The following is a 15112-nucleotide window of genomic DNA, read 5'->3' as shown; positions in this document are numbered from 1 at the left end:
GCGAGATCGAGCCGCCAGAAACGGCGTTCAATCTCGCCCGATGCGACGCTTCGGCTCTGCACAGGCGCGCAGTGGGAACACGCCAGGCCGACGCCCGTCACTCAGCAGTCGGCCGCGCTCCAATCAACGCGACGCCTGGGGGTTGGCGTAAGTGGACTCCCAGCCGCCGCCCAGCGCTTTGCAGAGGGTGATCAGGTTGGCGGCTGCGCTCGCCTTGCTTTGTTCCAGGTTGCTCTCGCCGTCGAGCAGCTGCTTCTGCACGTTCAGCACGTCGAGATAGTCGAGCGCCCCGGCCTTGTAACGCTGCTGCGCTATCGAGAGCGCGCGCTGGTTGAGCGCAACCACCGTCGTCAGCTTGTCGCGGCGCAGCTGCTCGGCATCGTAGACGACAAGCGCATCGTCCACTTCGCGCCAGGCGTTGAGCACGGTGTGTTTGTATGCGACCGCGGCTTCCTGTTGTTGTGCCTCGCGCAGGTTCAGTGTTCCCTTGAGGCGGCCGCCCTCGAAGATCGGCATCGTGATGGAGGGGCCGACAACAAACTGTCCGGACGCCCAGTTGGCAAGACTCGAAAGCTGAAGACTCTGAAAGCCCGCGCTGCCATTCAGCGATATGCGCGGATAGAAGTCGGCTTTCGCCATGCCGATCGACGCCGTGGCCGCATGCAACTGCGCTTCCGCCTTGCCGATGTCGGGTCTGCGTTGCACCAGTTCAGACGGAAAGCCGATCGGCACCTGTAGCGGCAGATCGGGCACGTCGCGCGGTTCGGCGAGCGTTTGCCGAAGCGCGCCTGGCTCCTCGCCGAGCAATACGCCAATCGCGTTGATCGTGGTTTCGCTTCGCGACTCGAGTGTCGGAATCAGACTTTCGATCGACGCCACCTGCGCGGATGCGTTGGCCACGTCGAGATCCGTCGTCACGCCTTCATGCGCGCGTACTTGCGTGAGCTTCGTGGCGTTGCGAGCAATCTCCAGATTCTGTCTCGCGATCCGCAGCAGCGACTGGGTGTCGCGCAACTCGATATAGTCTCGCGCGAGTTCGGCACGAGCAGACAGCAAAATTGCGTTCCGGTCCTGGTAAGAAGCATCCGCCAGCGCGGACGCGGCTTCGACACCGCGTCGAACTCCGCCCCAGATATCGATTTCCCAGGACGCGTCGAAACCGGCTTGATAGAGGTTGTATGCCGGCGAACCTTTGGAGCCCGGCAGCGGCGCCACGCCAAGCGGCGCGCTGCCCGAAGCGGATTGCGGCTGGGATTGGGTCGGGCTGACGCCGAGCAGCGACAGAATGCCATTCGGACTTCCGCGTTCGCGGTTGTACGAGGCTGCACCGTCTAGCGTCGGATATTCCGCTGCCCCCGCAACGCGCTGTTCGGCCCGGCTTTGCCGAAGGCGTGCCGACGCCGCGGCCACATCGAGGTTCGCATCGGCCAGTTTCTGTTCGAGCGTGTTCAGCGTGGGGTCGTTGAACAGCGTCCACCAATCGGGATTGAATCCGGCCTCGACGGCCTTGCTCGAGGCTTGCGCGGATTGGGTGCGCTCAAAGACCTGCGCGGGCGTCGACGCCGTTGGACGTTCGAAATCCGGTCCAACGGTACAACCTGCTATCACCAGACACGCCAGTATCTCCAGCGCCAACACGCGGAAGGAAAAGTCGCTCGCATTCATTTTCTATCTCCCGCCTCCGCCAACGTGTCGGCGTGCTGACCGACGGCGACTTCCGTTTCGACAGACAGCCCCACGCTCAGCGCGGACGCCGCCTCCTGGCCTCGGTCGATGGAGATCTTGACAGGCACGCGTTGGACCACCTTGATGAAGTTGCCCGTCGCGTTATCGGGTGCGATCGGCGCAAAGCTCACACCGGTTGCGGGAGCAAGACTATCGACACGGCCGCGGATCACAACGCCAGGAAAGCTGTCGACCTTGATCCGCACACTTTCGCCAGGCCGCATGTGGGTGATCTGGTTTTCCTGGAAGTTGGCGACAACGTAGGCGTCGGAAAGTGGCACGATCGCGAGAATCGTCGCGCCTGGCGTCACGAATGCGCCAACTCGCGCGGAACGCCGTCCGACCTTGCCGTCCACCGGCGCATGAATCTCCGTATACGACAGGTTGAGCTTTGCCTGCTCAAGCGCCGCCCCGGCACGTGCAAGCGCGCCGGCTGCCTTATCGCGCTGGGTGCGCAGCACGTCCAGGTTCTGCTCGGTCGATGCCAGCACGGCCCGATCGTGCGCCTCGTGCGCGAGTTGCTCGGCGAGCGCGCTCGACGTGTGCTGTTGTTCCTGCGCTGTCCCCGCACCGGCTTCCGAGAGGTTCTGGTACCGCGCGGCGTTGGCCCGTGCGAATTCGATCGACGCGTCGTCGGCCTTGAGCGTTGCGCGCGCCTGCTCGACGAGCGAGGGCTGCCGCGCGATCTCGGCGTCATAGTTCGCGACGGCGGCCTGTGCCGCGGCCACGTCCGCCTCCGCACTCATCAAAGCGGCCCGGAAGTCGCGGTCGTCGATGCGGACCAGCAATTGCCCCGCTTTGACCGCCTGGTTGTCGTTGACGAATACGTCGGATATCTGGCCGGCGACACGCGGCGCCACGAGCGTGAAATCGGCCTCGACATAAGCGTCGTTGGTGGATTCGGTATTCGAGCCGCCTGACAGGCTTGAGCAAGCCCATGCGCCTACGCCGACCGCGACGACCAGCGCGGCGATACGAACGATTTTGAGGGGAGATCGAGCAATGGTTGACATGATATCGGCCCTTAATGGGAAGAGGGCGGCGTAGTGCTCCACGGCGGGTAAATACGCACGGGCAACACTGGCACGAGGAAAAGAAGCGCGATGGCCACACCAGCCATCACGCGATAGAGATCCGCCGAGGTCAGTACCACTGCCTGTTCGTGGATCCGGTGAGCGAGTTCGCCGAGACTGTGAGTCGCGTCGACACTCTGGCTAGTCACGAGCGCGTGGTTGCCTAAATGGTCCACGAGCATGTTCGAGTGAAGACGTTCGCGATGCGTGCCCAACCCTTCGATGAGCGCCGTCGCCACGGCGGCGGAAAATGTCTTGAGCGAATTGAACATGGCTGAAGCGAATGGACCGTCGGTCGGCGCCAGGCCCGTCGTGACGCCCATCAGGATCGCGAGGATCACCATGGGCTGCGCGACGATCTGTATGGATTGAAACCAGTAGAAGTTGTCGCGGATCCACTCGGACGTGATGAAACTACCCATCAGGCACGTGGTGATCATGAGAGACAAGCCAATGGCCATGACCCAGCGGTGGTCGACCCGCCGCAGGTTCAGGACGGCAGCTGTCAGAGGCAGTGCGATCAACAGCGGGAGCGCGACCAGCAACGACAAGGGGGCGGTCTGCAGCGGCCGGTAGGCGTGAACCCTGGCGAGATATTGGCCGGGGATGGCCGCCACGCCGACCAGCAGTATGACTGCGCCCAGGAGTGTCGTCAGTCCATGCGCGAAGTTTCTGCGCGACAGCAATTGCAGCTTGAAGAAAGGCAGCGGGTGAAACCACTCGTTGACAAGGAACGTGGCGAACAACAGCGCCCCGCCAATAAACATCACGCGAATGAACCCGCAGTCGAGCCAATCGAGACGATCACCTTGTAGAAGGCCGATCACGAGCATGGCGACGGCCGGGAATCCCGTCAGAAAGCCGGTCCAGTTGAATGCGCCGAGTCGTTCGAGTTTGAGCGGATCCGCCGGAAGACCTTGCTGGATCGCCACGCAGCTGACGATGCCAAGCGGCACGATTTGCCAGAAGGCCATTTGCCAGCCGACATACTCGGTCCACAAAGCCGCGAGCGGTGTGCCGAGCGCTGGTCCGAAGGTGGCCGTGAGCGCGTACCCGGCGAGTCCGTATAGTTTTACTTTCGGCGGAAGATAGCGCAGCGCCACGATGATCAACATTGGGGGAAGGCATCCGCCGGCCATCCCCTGAAGAACGCGCAACACATAGAGCGTGAGCAGGTTCGGTGCAAAGGGGCAAAGGATGCCGAGGAGCATCGTTGCGATTACGGCGGCGATCGTAAACCGCTTGAGCGTGAAGGTGATCCCGAACCACGGAGCGAACACCATCGTAGCCACGTTAGCCGCTTCGAACAGGGCGGTCAGCCAGGTGCCGTCGTCGTGACCGATCGAAAGCGCACCCTGGATATCCGCCATCGACACGGCAGTGACCTGCTCGTTGAGAATAGCCAGCAGCGACGCGAGCAGCATGCCGACGAGGCCGGTGGCGAGTCGAAGCGAAAGCGCGGATTGACGGGGCGTCGGCTGCGCAGGAGCCGCTGTCCCGGGCACGGCGGCGGGCGCTTGCGACCGCTCGACGATCGGTGCGTGCGCCTCAATGCTCGAAGGATTGCCAGTAGTCATAGGGGCCTCGTTGCTGCTCGTGTTCGATAGGCTATCTAAGGATTGGCGCAGGAACTGGTATGAGAGAGAAGATGCCAGGACCCGCGCTCAAACGAATCCAATCCTCACGGCTTACGCTGTACCTCTTCAAAGTATTGCGGCGCTTCGCGGCGATCGAACATGCCGTATTCGCGGACAATACGGATACTCCGCCGGCGCGAACCATCCGCCGTTTGCGCAGCGCGTTCGAATGCTTCAACCGTCGCCTGGTCTTGCCAAGTCACCACCACGATCACGTCGCCGGGTGTCATCAGTGCGTCGAATACGTCCCATGAAACGAGGCCGGGCGCGTTCGTATCGACGCCAAGCGACTTCGCCACTCCTTCTGCGCCGGTCTGCTTGAGCCACGCCGGCGAGCACTTCGCATCGAGCAGCGTCACTGCGGTGCCACTGCCCGCTTCAGTGACATCCAGGCGCTGCTCGCGCAACACCTGTCCGGCGGGCAGCTGGTTATCGCTGACTACCTGGCCAATGCGCAAGCGGTAGTCGGCAAATACGCGGTCACGCGCGGCTTGTTGTATCTTGTGGTGCGCCGTCGTGGTGCGCCAGCGCACGAGCGATTTCTCGTCGCGCCAGCTCGACAGCGAAAGAAGCCATCCTTCGCGCGTGAGACTCGCATAGCGGTTGTTATCGATAAACCCTTCGATCTTCTCGAGTTCAGGCCGCAACATTTTGGCCATGCCGAGGTAGGCGTCGAACTGTTCGGGTTTCGGGTTGACTTCAAGCATTGCGGAGAACATGAGGACCTCTTACATTGAGTTGGCAATACGACGCGACGTGTCGAATGGAATGCGCGCCGCGGGCGCCTTTGGCTGATTCGTTGCGGCATTGCAGATAGCAGGCGCGTGCAGTCATTGTGCAGGATAGGCCGATTAATCGGAGTCCAGGCTAGTTGAGTATTGGGCCAATGAATTGGCGATTTTTGCCAATCGGCAATGAATCGCCGGATAACCCTCACTGCCTGAAAGAGTCTCTTTCGAAGCGGTGAGGCGATTGATTCGGTATGGAAAATATGAGCGGGCGTTTTTTCAAATGTGGAAAAAATCTGGCCTTGGACAATTTGTGTCGTCTTTGAGCCATTCGGCGACGCGGCTCGTTACTATGCGGATCACAGCGCATAGAATCACGACGTGTTGGCGTGGTGACAAGGGTAGGAAGCGGAATGGAAAGATTGCGTGAGATGGAGGTATTCGTTGCCATCGTCGATCGAGGCAGCTTTACCGGTGCGGCCGAAAAATTCAGCATGTCAGCCGCAGCGGTGTCGCGAGCGGTCAGTGCGCTGGAAGCGCGTCTCGGCACGCACCTGCTCGCCCGCACGACCCGCTCGGTTCGTCCGACCGATGCGGGCATGACATACCTTGAAGCCTGCAGGAAGGTGCTGGACACCATCACGGACGCGGAATCGATCATCGCAGCCGACCAGCTCAATCCCGTCGGTACGTTGACCGTCTCCGCGCCGGTGCTGTTTGGCCAGCGCTATGTCGCTCCTCTGGTCAACGCCTTCGCACTGCGTTATCCGGACGTCAACATCAATGCCGTGTACGTCGATCGAACTACGCGGCTCCTGGAGGAGGGGGTGGATATTGCGATTCGTGTCGGCCACCTTGGGGACTCCTCGACATTCGCCATACCTTTGGGATTCGTGCGGCGTTGCACGTATGCCGCGCCGTCTTATCTGGCGAGGCATGGGGAACCTCTTCACCCCAGAGATCTGACCCATCACCACTGTGTGTCTTTCACCGGCGTCTCGCTTCCACTCGAGTGGGTGTTCAGCGAAAATGGTTCGAGATTGCCCGTCAGATTCCGGCCGCGGATGATCGTCGACCTTGGCCCCGCTGCCGTTCTCGCGGCCGTCGAAGGTGTGGGGATAATCCAGTTGCTGTCGTATCAGGCGGCTCCCGAGGTGCTCGAAGGCAAGCTCCAACCTGTCCTGACGTCATTCGAACCCGAGTCGATCCCGGTGAGCCTGCTTCACGTCGAGCGGCGAAGCAGCAGCGGCAAGATTCGCGCGTTCGTGGATTTCGTTACGGAGACCTTACGCAACAACGCGCACCTTCAAGGCGTGGACGTGACTGCGATACGAACTTCCCGATAAGCGGACACCAGTGCATCAAGGTCGAAGCCCCTGTTCAGTCCACTCGGATTGGGCAATACCCACGCGCATGCACCGCCGAATGGCTCTGTTTGTCGCCCCCAATCGATAGAGCGACTGCCCGAGATCGCGGCAAGCGCCATCTTTCCGAGGAAAGCGACGTGCCTTGGCGCGTACCGTTCGACCTTCCGCCGGAAACCATCGCCGGCCAGTTCGATCTCCGATCGCACAAGCTCGTCGGCACGCGCCGTCGGACGTGAAACCACCGTGGTGAGACCGTAGCCGTATCGGAGAACCGTGTAGTCGTCTTCGGGCTGAATCTGTTCGGGAGTGAAGCCTGCGAGATGCATGACCCGCCAGAAGCGATTGCCTCGGCCTGCAAAGTGGTGACCCGTGGATGCCGCACGAATGCCTGGATTGATTCCACAGAAAACTAGCGTCAAGCCTGGTTCAAGGAGATCGGGAAGAGCCTGAGGGTAGCCGCCGTCGGTCACGGATGAGACAGTCCTTGAAAAGAGACCTGCTTGTCGGCACCGTTGGTTCCCCATCGCTGCGTGGCTGTCTCGCCGCGAAATCGCTGCCGATATTGTTTTGGTGTCACCGCGAGCCGCCGGGAGAAGGTGGTGCGCATATGCGTGGCGCTACGGAAGCCGCATTTGAATGCGACGGTCTTCAGCGGGGCATCCGAGTCTTCGAGCAACTTCCTCGCCGTGTCGACGCGAACCTGCTCGACAAATACGGACGGCGTCACCTTTGCATGCTTCGCAAATAATCTGGAGAAGGTCCGCCGGCTCACGGCAACCGCGCTCGCGAGTTGTTCGATGGATAGCGCATCGGCTATATGCTCGGTCACATACCGGTGCACTTTGCCGATAATCGGATCTTCGTCCCGCCCGGTGCCAATATACGGGCTGTACTGAGACTGGCCGCCTTCCCGCTGGATATAAACCACGAGGCGTTTCGCGACACGCACCGCCAGCTCGTGTCCCCAGTCTTCCGCGACTAGCGACAGGCACAGATCGATGCCGGACGTCACGCCTGCCGACGTAAAGAGGCGTCCGTCTCGAACGAAGATCTTGTCGGGCTGCACACAAGCCTGCGGAAATTCATTGGCGAGACGGCCCGCGTCCGCCCAATGCGTCGTCACTTCCTTGCCGTCCAGCAGTCCCGCATGCGCAAGCACGAATGCTCCATTGCAGACAGAGCCAAACCGCGTCGCGTCGCGTGCCTGACTCTGCAGCCACGCCAGAAAGTCACTGGAAGGCTGAGCATTGGGCAATTGGGGACCTCCTGCGATCAGAAGCAGATCCCATTGCGTGTCGAGGTCCATATAGCCGAACGGTACGTAGAGCTGCATTCCGTTCGAGCAGGTCACGCCGCCGGCCTGAAGACCCACCAGGGAGACTTCATATCTCTGTTGTTCGGGGAGGATCGTGTTGGCTTCCGCGAACACGTCGAGAGGGCCCGCAACGTCGAGCGCCTGAACACCATCGAATATGACAATGGCGACTTTCATGCCGTGACCTTCATGGAGTGAGTAGGCCCGTCTCCGATACCGGCGATCCGATTGGCTTTAACTGAAAGAGCGGGCCAAGCCTCTCAGCCTCTACTGACGAGCGGTAACCGAGCTTAACGCAACAGGCGGAAAACAGGGATGCACAGGGCGGTAACTCACTTTTGCGTCCAGGTTACAAAACAACCGGGTTCTAGCGATGCCAAACGGACATGGACCCTCCGGACGCAGCGCAACATAACGCAATGCGAGCGACAACATCACCACGTTGGCGCGGTTGGCCCAAATCTCACGTGGATTGGCCCAGCATGGCGACAAGCACGTGTTTCCTCTGCCGTGCCGGCTCATTAGACTGGGTCACCAGCCTGACGAAGAGCCGGACGCCGGGAAAACAGGCAGCCATTAACGGATTTGTCATGCTGAAGGAACGCCATACTTCGCACCGCCTCGCCGGGCCTGACGCGGCGGGATGCGCGGCGCTTATGTTCAGTGAATTCACGGAGTAACGGAGCATGCATGTCGCGATGATGCTGTACGCCGGATTCCGGCTGCTCGAAGTGACGGGGCCGATGGATATCTTTCACGAAGCGAACCGTCTGTGCGGTGCAACGTTGTACGAGCAGCATCTCGTGGGACCGTCGCCGGGGCCCGTCATGTGTTCGAGCGGTGTAGCGGTCCGCACGACGGAGAGCCTGCTGGATGCACATGCTGCTTTCGACATTGTCGTCGTGCCGGGTTGTCCGGTGCTCGGGTCGAGCCTGGAACATCATGAATTGGTGGACTGGCTCAGGAATGCCGGACGCGGAGTACGAAGGCTCGCATCCGTGTCCAACGGGGCTTTTCTGATCGCGCGCGCCGGCCTCGCTGATCATCGTTTGTTGACCACGCATTGGCGCGACGCGCAGCGTCTGTCCATCGAGCATCCGTTCGTGCACGTCGCGAGCGATCAAGGTTGTCTGAAGGACGGCAATCTGTACTCGTCATGTGGCGTAAGTGACGGTATTCAGGTGGCCTTGGACCTGGTCAGGGAAGACCTTGGCGAAGAGTTCGCCAGAAGCATTACGAAGTCATTGTCGAGGCGCCGCGAATGAGCGCCAACTGGAAAGGAAGTTGTTCTTTGATTCAGGCTGCTGCTCCTGTCAGCGCCGATTTGCCCGCGAGCCAACCATGAGCCGAAACCCAATCATTGCTTCACACGCCGATCTGACGCCGGCGAATGCGACCGAAACGCTGTCGGGCGCGGACATCATTCTGCGCGTGCTCGCCGAGCAGGGCGTCGACACACTATTTGGATATAGCGGTGGGGCAATCTTGCCGACCTACGACGCGGTGTTTCGCTACAACGAAATGAACGCGGCCCATGTGGAGCGTCAGATCAAGTTTGTCGTACCTGCCAATGAACAGGCCGCGGGCTTTATGGCCGCCGGTTATGCGCGAGCCAGCGGAAAAGTCGGCGTGTTCATGGTGACGTCGGGGCCGGGCGCGACAAACGCGGTGACCCCAATCGCCGACTGTAACGGCGATTCGGTGCCTGTCGTGCTCATCTGCGGGCAGGTGCCGCGTGCCGCGATAGGCAGCGACGCGTTTCAGGAGGCGCCCGTCTTCAACATCATGTCGGCGTGCGCGAAGCAGGTGTTTCTCGTCACCGATCCGTTGAAGCTCGAGCCAACGCTGCGAACCGCATTCGAAGTTGCCCGCACCGGTCGGCCGGGTCCGGTCGTGGTGGACGTGCCTAAAGACATCCAGAACTGGACGGGGCCCTATCATGGGCGAGGCACACTGCATTTTCGCGGCTACTCCGATCGGCTGCGCATGGTGGCTAAAGGCGCACGGTTGGAAAAGGCCAAAGCTGCCGACTTTTTTGATCTTCTGCGGCAGAGTGAGCGGCCGCTGCTTTATGTCGGCGGCGGCGTGATCACGGGGCGTGCGACTGCGGTGCTAAGGGAGTTCGCCGAGCGTCACGGCATTCCAGTCGTGACGACACTCATGGGTCTTGGCGCCCTATCTGCAAAACACCCGCTGTGTCTCGGCATGCTCGGCATGCATGGGGCCGCCTGCGCGAACTACGCCGTTGAAGACTGCGATTTTCTCATTGCTGTGGGCGCCCGATTCGATGATCGCGTCGCCGGTGGACGGCCTGACTCATTCGCTCCCGGTGCGCGCCATGTCGCGCATATCGATATCGACGAGGCGGAGATCAACAAGGTCAAGCGTGCGCACTGGACTCACGTTGGCGATGCGAAAGATGCCTTACTGTCTTTGCTCGAGCACGGTCCGGCGAAGCAGTCGTCTTCTGGCTGGCTCGACCATGTGATGGCGTTGAAGCAGACCTTCGGAATGAACTACGACCGCAAGAACCTTGCGATTCAACCGCAGTGGGTTATCGAAAAGCTCAGCGAAATCACCGACGGACGAGCGATTATCAGCACGGGCGTGGGCCAGCATCAGATGTGGGCCGCGCAGTTTTTCGAGTTCGTCGAGCCTCGAAGCTTCCTGACATCAGGAAGCATGGGGACGATGGGTTTTGGGCTGCCCGCGGCGATTGGTGCACAGCTGGCGCGACCGGATGCGCTCGTGATCGACATCGACGGCGATGGAAGCATCCGGATGAATGTCGGCGAACTGGAGACGGCAAGCACGTACGGCATTCCCGTCAAGGTACTGCTGCTCAACAATCGCGGTGACGGAATGATCCGGCAGTGGCAGCGTCTCTTTTACGGCGGGCGAATGTTTGTCAGCGACAAGGCGCTCTATCGCAAGGACTTCGTGATGGCGGCACAGGCCGATGGATTCGAGTTTGCCCGTCGCGTCGAGGCGCTGTCCGAACTCGAGCACGCGTTGCGGGCGTTCGTTGAATTTAAGGGACCGGCTTTCCTGGAGGTGATGATCGACGAGAACGCCGATGTGTTTCCGATCGTAGGTCCGGGGCAAAGCTACGCGACGATGAATACCGGTCCCTTTATCCCGTCTCGAACCGGGGAGGGGACACCCATTCAGAGCGTAGGACGAAAAAGTGCTGCGGACATGTTCTAACGAAAAGGGCGCCGGTATTCCAAGGCGTGGCACGACCTTGGCCGCGATCGCGATAGGTGAAGCATTTCGTCCCTACCCGTCGCCTGGTTGAGCAGCTTCTATCGAGGCGTTTTTCGAAAGCTATGGTTAACGAGAATTTGATTCATAAGGCACTCGCAAACCCGTTCCGGCGCGAGATTTTGCGGTGGCTAAAGGCCCCCCGCGAATACTTCGCGCAAGGCTACATCGATCTCGATTGCGGGGTGCCGGCGAACGCAATCCTCGCGCGCAGTGGGCTATCTCAATCGACCGTCTCGGCGCACGTTGCGGCATTGGTCGCGGCGAAACTGCTGGTGTCGACCCGCGTTGGTCAGTGGATGTTTCTGTCGCGAAACGAAGACGTCATTCGCGCCTTTGCGGAACAGATAAGGTCGCATCTATAGCCACAGCGTGTGTCGACCGAAGTGCCGCCCACCTTGGCAGGCTCGCTGCCGTGCGGCGCTTCGTGCTCGCTTCTATTGCGACTGCCAAACCCGCGAGGCGGATTCGTACGGAGAAACGCCCACTTCAGGACTCTTTGCCCCGGATTGACCCCCAAAAAATATTTCCGCACTCAAGTTGACAATATCTGACTTTGCAGATAGTGTTGAGTCTGTCGATTGAGGAGCGCAAGATGAACCACTACACGAAGGACAACTTCCGGGCGGAGCAGAGCATTGGCCTTGCGCTCACCAAAGCCCGCAACGTTCTGGTGGCGGAAATGGACAATGCCTTGAAGGACCTGGATATCACCTCCCCGCAAATGGGCATCCTGTTGTCGCTCAATGGCGGGGTCGCTTCCACGCCGTTTGAGTTGTCGAAGTTGCTGGGCGTCGATACCGGCCTGATGACGCGTTTGCTCGACAAGCTGGAAGACAAGGGCTTGCTCGAACGCTCGCGCAGCCTGGAGGATCGCCGGGTAGTCAACCTGACGCTGACGAAGAAAGGCAAGCAGGTCGCCGCACAACTGCCGGAAATCGCACCTGGCGTCCTGAATGGTCGTCTGAAGCACTTTACGAAGCAAGAGTTCATCGAGCTGGGCCGCCTGCTTAACAAATTCCTTGAGGACTGAGCGGCATTTTTTTACCTATATATCTGACAGGTCAGAAAATGAAATCGCAATTAAATGGAATGGCGCTCGGCAGGCGAGTGGCGAAGGCTAGCGTTTCCGTGATGTTCGCCGCCGTGTTGTCGGCGTGCGCGAACTACGCCGGCATTACGAGCGACAAGCAAATGACGCCGCCGCAAACGCTCGCTACCCAGCAGAGCATTCCGTCGGACGACGGACATTGGCCGGCCGCCGATTGGGCCGACCAGTTTGGCGACGCGCAGTTGAAGGCCCTGTTGGCAGAAGCCCTGAAAGGCAGTCCGTCGCTCGCTCAGGCGCGCGCCCGTGTGGCGGCCGCCGCCGCTTATACGGAGACGGCGAAGGCGAGCACGCTGCCGAATGTCGGCGCCAGCTACTCGTTCACGCGCCAGCAGTATTCGGGTAACGCTCTGGTCCCGCCGCCGTATGCCGGCTCGTGGCAATCGGAAAACAAGGGGCTGCTGTCGGCCTCCTACGACCTCGATCTGTGGGGCAAGAATCGCGAGGCGCTTAAGGCTGCCATGTCGCAGTTGCAGGCGAGCGAGGCGGATGCCGAGGTCGTCAAGCTGACGCTCACCTCGGCTATCGCCCGCAACTACAACCAGCTCGCCCGCCTGTACGCGTTGCGTGACATTGCGCAACAGGAAGTCGGGCAGCGCGAACAGATCGACCGCATCACGGCCGGCCGTATCGCCAGCGGGCTGGATACCGAAGTGGAGCGCAAGACCGCGCAGGCCAACCTCGCCAGCAGCCGGGCCGCGCTGGCTTCGCTCCACGGCAGCATTGTCACGACGCGCTATCAGCTGGCCGCGCTCCTCGGCGCGGGTCCGGACCGTGGCCTGTCGATCGCCCGGCCTGCACTCGGTATCGGCGACGAGGTGCGGTTGCCCGATAACGTGCCGGCCGATCTGGTGAGCCGCCGCCCCGATCTTGTCGCGGCCCGCTGGCGTGTCGATGCGTTCACGCACGACGTGAAGGAAGCGAAGGCCGAGTTCTACCCCGACATCAACCTGAGCGCCGCGATTGGGCTCGATGCGTTCGGTTTCGGCCGCTTCCTGACCGCTGCGAGCCGCACCGTCAGCGCGGGCCCGGCGATCCATCTGCCGATCTTCGACGGTGGCGAACTGCGGGCGCAACTGAAAGGGCGATACGCGGACTTCGACAATGCGGTGGCCGGTTACAACCAGACGCTCGTGACGGCGCTGTCGGAAGTTGCCACGCAGTTCGCCGAGATCCGTTCGACCGACGTCCAGCTCGGCGATGCGCAGGCCGCCCAGGAAGCGGCGCGCAGTGCCGACCAGTTGGCGCTCACGCAATACAAGGCCGGCCTCACGAACCAGCTCACGGTGCTGAACGCCGATACCAACGCGCTCGCCGCCGACCAGGCGGTCGCCAACCTGAAGATGAACCGCCGCGATCAGCAGATCGCGTTGGCTGCGGCACTGGGAGGCGGGTATGTCGACACCGCTGCCGCCAGCGCAGGCAACCCGAACGCAACCTCGAGCGCCAACACAAACGCAACCGCAACCGCAACACAGATCAGCCCAGTCGTCGCCGCGCGCTAATACGACTGTCGCGCCCCCTTCATATACTGCCAGGAGTGATTGAAATGAGCGATACGACCGCCGCCGAGCGCACTACGGCGCAAGCAGAACCCGTCGAGGTTGAAAAGCCCCGCAAGCGCAAGCTGATGCTGGCGCTCCTTGCGGCCGCCGTTATCGTGTCAGGCGCTGGCTATGGCGCTTACTATTTCACGGTGGCGCGCTTCTACCAGTCCACCGATGACGCGTACGTGAGCGGCAATCTCGTGCAATTGACGCCGCAGGTCAGCGGCACGGTGGTCGCCGTCAACGCCGACGATACGCAGGTCGTCAAGCAGGGCGACCCGGTGGTGACGCTGGACGCCGCCGATGCAAAGATCGCGCTGTCGAACGCGGAGGCGACGCTCGGTCAGACAGTTCGGCAGGTGAGCGGGCTGTACGTGAACAACGATTTCTACGCGGCAAATATCGCGCAGCGCGAGGCCGATCTGGTTCGCGCCAACGACGACCTGAAACGCCGTCAGGCGATTGCGGGAACCGGCGCAGTGTCGGGCGAAGACATCGCCCATGCCCGCGACGCCGTCAGCTCTGCTCAAGCCGCGCTCGACGCCGCCCGCCAACAGGCCGAAGCGAATCACGCGCTGACAGACCGCACCACGATCGAACAGCATCCAAACGTGCAGGCTGCGGCATCGAAGGTACGCGACGCCTACCTGAACTATGCGCGCAATACCTTGCCCGCGCCGGTCACCGGTTATGTCGCGCGGCGTTCGGTACAAGTGGGCCAGCGCGTGGCGCCCGGCACGCCGCTGATGGCCATCGTGCCGCTCAACGGAGTCTGGGTGGACGCGAACTTCAAGGAAGGCCAGCTCACGCACATGCGGATCGGCCAGCCGGTCACGCTCACGGCGGATGTCTACGGCTCCAGCGTCGAATACCACGGCAGGATAGAGGGCTTTTCGGCCGGCACGGGCGCCGCCTTCGCGGTGCTGCCGGCGCAGAACGCCACCGGCAACTGGATCAAGGTGGTGCAGCGCCTGCCGGTGCGCGTGCTGCTCGATCAGCGTGAACTCGATGCGCATCCGTTGCGGATCGGTCTGTCGATGCAGGTCGATGTGGATACCCATGACGAGTCGGGCACCCAACTCGCCGCGGCCACGAACACGACGTATCGCACGGATGTGTTCGCCCAGTATGGTGCGGCTGCCGATGCGGAGATCGCCCAGATCATCGCGCAGAACATGCCGGCCTCGCGCGTCGCCGCATCAGCCGCGCCGCAAAAGACCGTCGCGCACCGCGACGCGTCACGCCATGCCGGCTGAAAGCAGTAAGCGCGGAAATTTTTTTATCGAATTAGCTGACTGGTCAGATAGCTGGCGGCGACCCTGATCCTCGCATCTCAAGATGGGTGATG

Annotated in this window: 13 protein-coding genes; 7 read left to right on the top strand and 6 right to left on the bottom strand. The window is 61.4% G+C overall.

Annotated features, from left to right (window positions below; translation table 11 throughout):
• Nucleotides 1-123: 123 nt before the first annotated feature.
• The 4 genes from P0D71_RS10675 to P0D71_RS10660 all read right to left on the bottom strand — a co-directional run bounded on the left by P0D71_RS10675 (nt 124) and on the right by P0D71_RS10660 (nt 5154).
• Nucleotides 124-1665 (bottom strand): efflux transporter outer membrane subunit, encoded by a 1542-nt coding sequence (locus tag P0D71_RS10675; protein WP_408479921.1) that lies wholly within the window; start codon nt 1663-1665, stop codon nt 124-126.
• A complete protein-coding gene (locus P0D71_RS10670; protein WP_408479919.1) occupies nt 1662-2738 on the bottom strand; it encodes an HlyD family secretion protein in 1077 nt (358 codons plus the stop codon). The genes P0D71_RS10675 and P0D71_RS10670 overlap by 4 nt, the downstream gene beginning before the upstream one ends.
• Nucleotides 2739-2749: 11 nt before the next feature.
• Nucleotides 2750-4375 carry an MFS transporter gene (locus P0D71_RS10665; RefSeq protein ID WP_408479918.1) on the bottom strand — a complete coding sequence of 542 codons (1626 nt, stop codon included), beginning with the start codon at nt 4373-4375 and terminating at the stop codon, nt 2750-2752.
• A 104-nt stretch (nt 4376-4479) separates the two neighbouring features.
• The gene (locus P0D71_RS10660; protein WP_408479916.1) at nt 4480-5154 is read right to left on the bottom strand and encodes an antibiotic biosynthesis monooxygenase family protein; all 675 of its coding nucleotides are present in this window, start codon (nt 5152-5154) and stop codon (nt 4480-4482) included.
• 422 nt (nt 5155-5576) lie between these two features.
• On the opposite strand from P0D71_RS10660, the gene P0D71_RS10655 reads away from it, so the two are divergent.
• The gene (locus P0D71_RS10655; protein ID WP_408186356.1) at nt 5577-6509 is read left to right on the top strand and encodes a LysR family transcriptional regulator; all 933 of its coding nucleotides are present in this window, start codon (nt 5577-5579) and stop codon (nt 6507-6509) included.
• Here the strand turns inward: P0D71_RS10655 and mug are convergent.
• Nucleotides 6470-7000, bottom strand: coding sequence for a G/U mismatch-specific DNA glycosylase (gene mug, locus P0D71_RS10650; RefSeq protein WP_408186355.1), 531 nt, complete (start codon nt 6998-7000; stop codon nt 6470-6472). The two genes, P0D71_RS10655 and mug, sit on opposite strands and share 40 nt — an antisense overlap.
• Nucleotides 6997-8022: a GlxA family transcriptional regulator gene (locus P0D71_RS10645; protein WP_408479914.1), complete on the bottom strand. Its 1026-nt coding sequence runs from the start codon at nt 8020-8022 to the stop codon at nt 6997-6999. Before P0D71_RS10645 ends, mug begins: the two co-directional genes overlap by 4 nt.
• A 509-nt stretch (nt 8023-8531) precedes the next feature.
• Here P0D71_RS10645 and P0D71_RS10640 point away from each other — a divergent pair.
• From P0D71_RS10640 to P0D71_RS10615, 6 genes are all read left to right on the top strand, one after another.
• A complete protein-coding gene (locus tag P0D71_RS10640; RefSeq protein WP_408479912.1) occupies nt 8532-9110 on the top strand; it encodes an AraC family transcriptional regulator in 579 nt (192 codons plus the stop codon).
• Between the two features lie 76 nt (nt 9111-9186).
• Nucleotides 9187-11052, top strand: a complete 1866-nt coding sequence (gene ilvB / locus P0D71_RS10635) for a biosynthetic-type acetolactate synthase large subunit (protein ID WP_408479910.1) — start codon at nt 9187-9189, stop codon at nt 11050-11052.
• 122 nt (nt 11053-11174) lie between these two features.
• Nucleotides 11175-11474: an ArsR/SmtB family transcription factor gene (locus P0D71_RS10630; protein WP_408480075.1), complete on the top strand. Its 300-nt coding sequence runs from the start codon at nt 11175-11177 to the stop codon at nt 11472-11474.
• Between the two features lie 230 nt (nt 11475-11704).
• Nucleotides 11705-12142, top strand: a complete 438-nt coding sequence (locus tag P0D71_RS10625) for a MarR family winged helix-turn-helix transcriptional regulator (protein WP_091796389.1) — start codon at nt 11705-11707, stop codon at nt 12140-12142.
• 38 nt (nt 12143-12180) lie between these two features.
• Nucleotides 12181-13722 carry an efflux transporter outer membrane subunit gene (locus P0D71_RS10620; RefSeq protein WP_408479909.1) on the top strand — a complete coding sequence of 514 codons (1542 nt, stop codon included), beginning with the start codon at nt 12181-12183 and terminating at the stop codon, nt 13720-13722.
• A gap of 44 nt (nt 13723-13766) precedes the next feature.
• Complete coding sequence (locus tag P0D71_RS10615) at nt 13767-15020, top strand: HlyD family secretion protein (protein ID WP_408479907.1); 1254 nt, start codon at nt 13767-13769, stop codon at nt 15018-15020.
• Nucleotides 15021-15112: the final 92 nt, after the last annotated feature.

The organism is Paraburkholderia sp. RL17-383-BIF-A (genome assembly GCF_046028015.1).
Lineage (GTDB): Bacteria > Pseudomonadota > Gammaproteobacteria > Burkholderiales > Burkholderiaceae > Paraburkholderia.
Note: the sequence above shows the minus strand (reverse complement) of the source record. Positions and strands in the feature narration are given on the sequence as shown.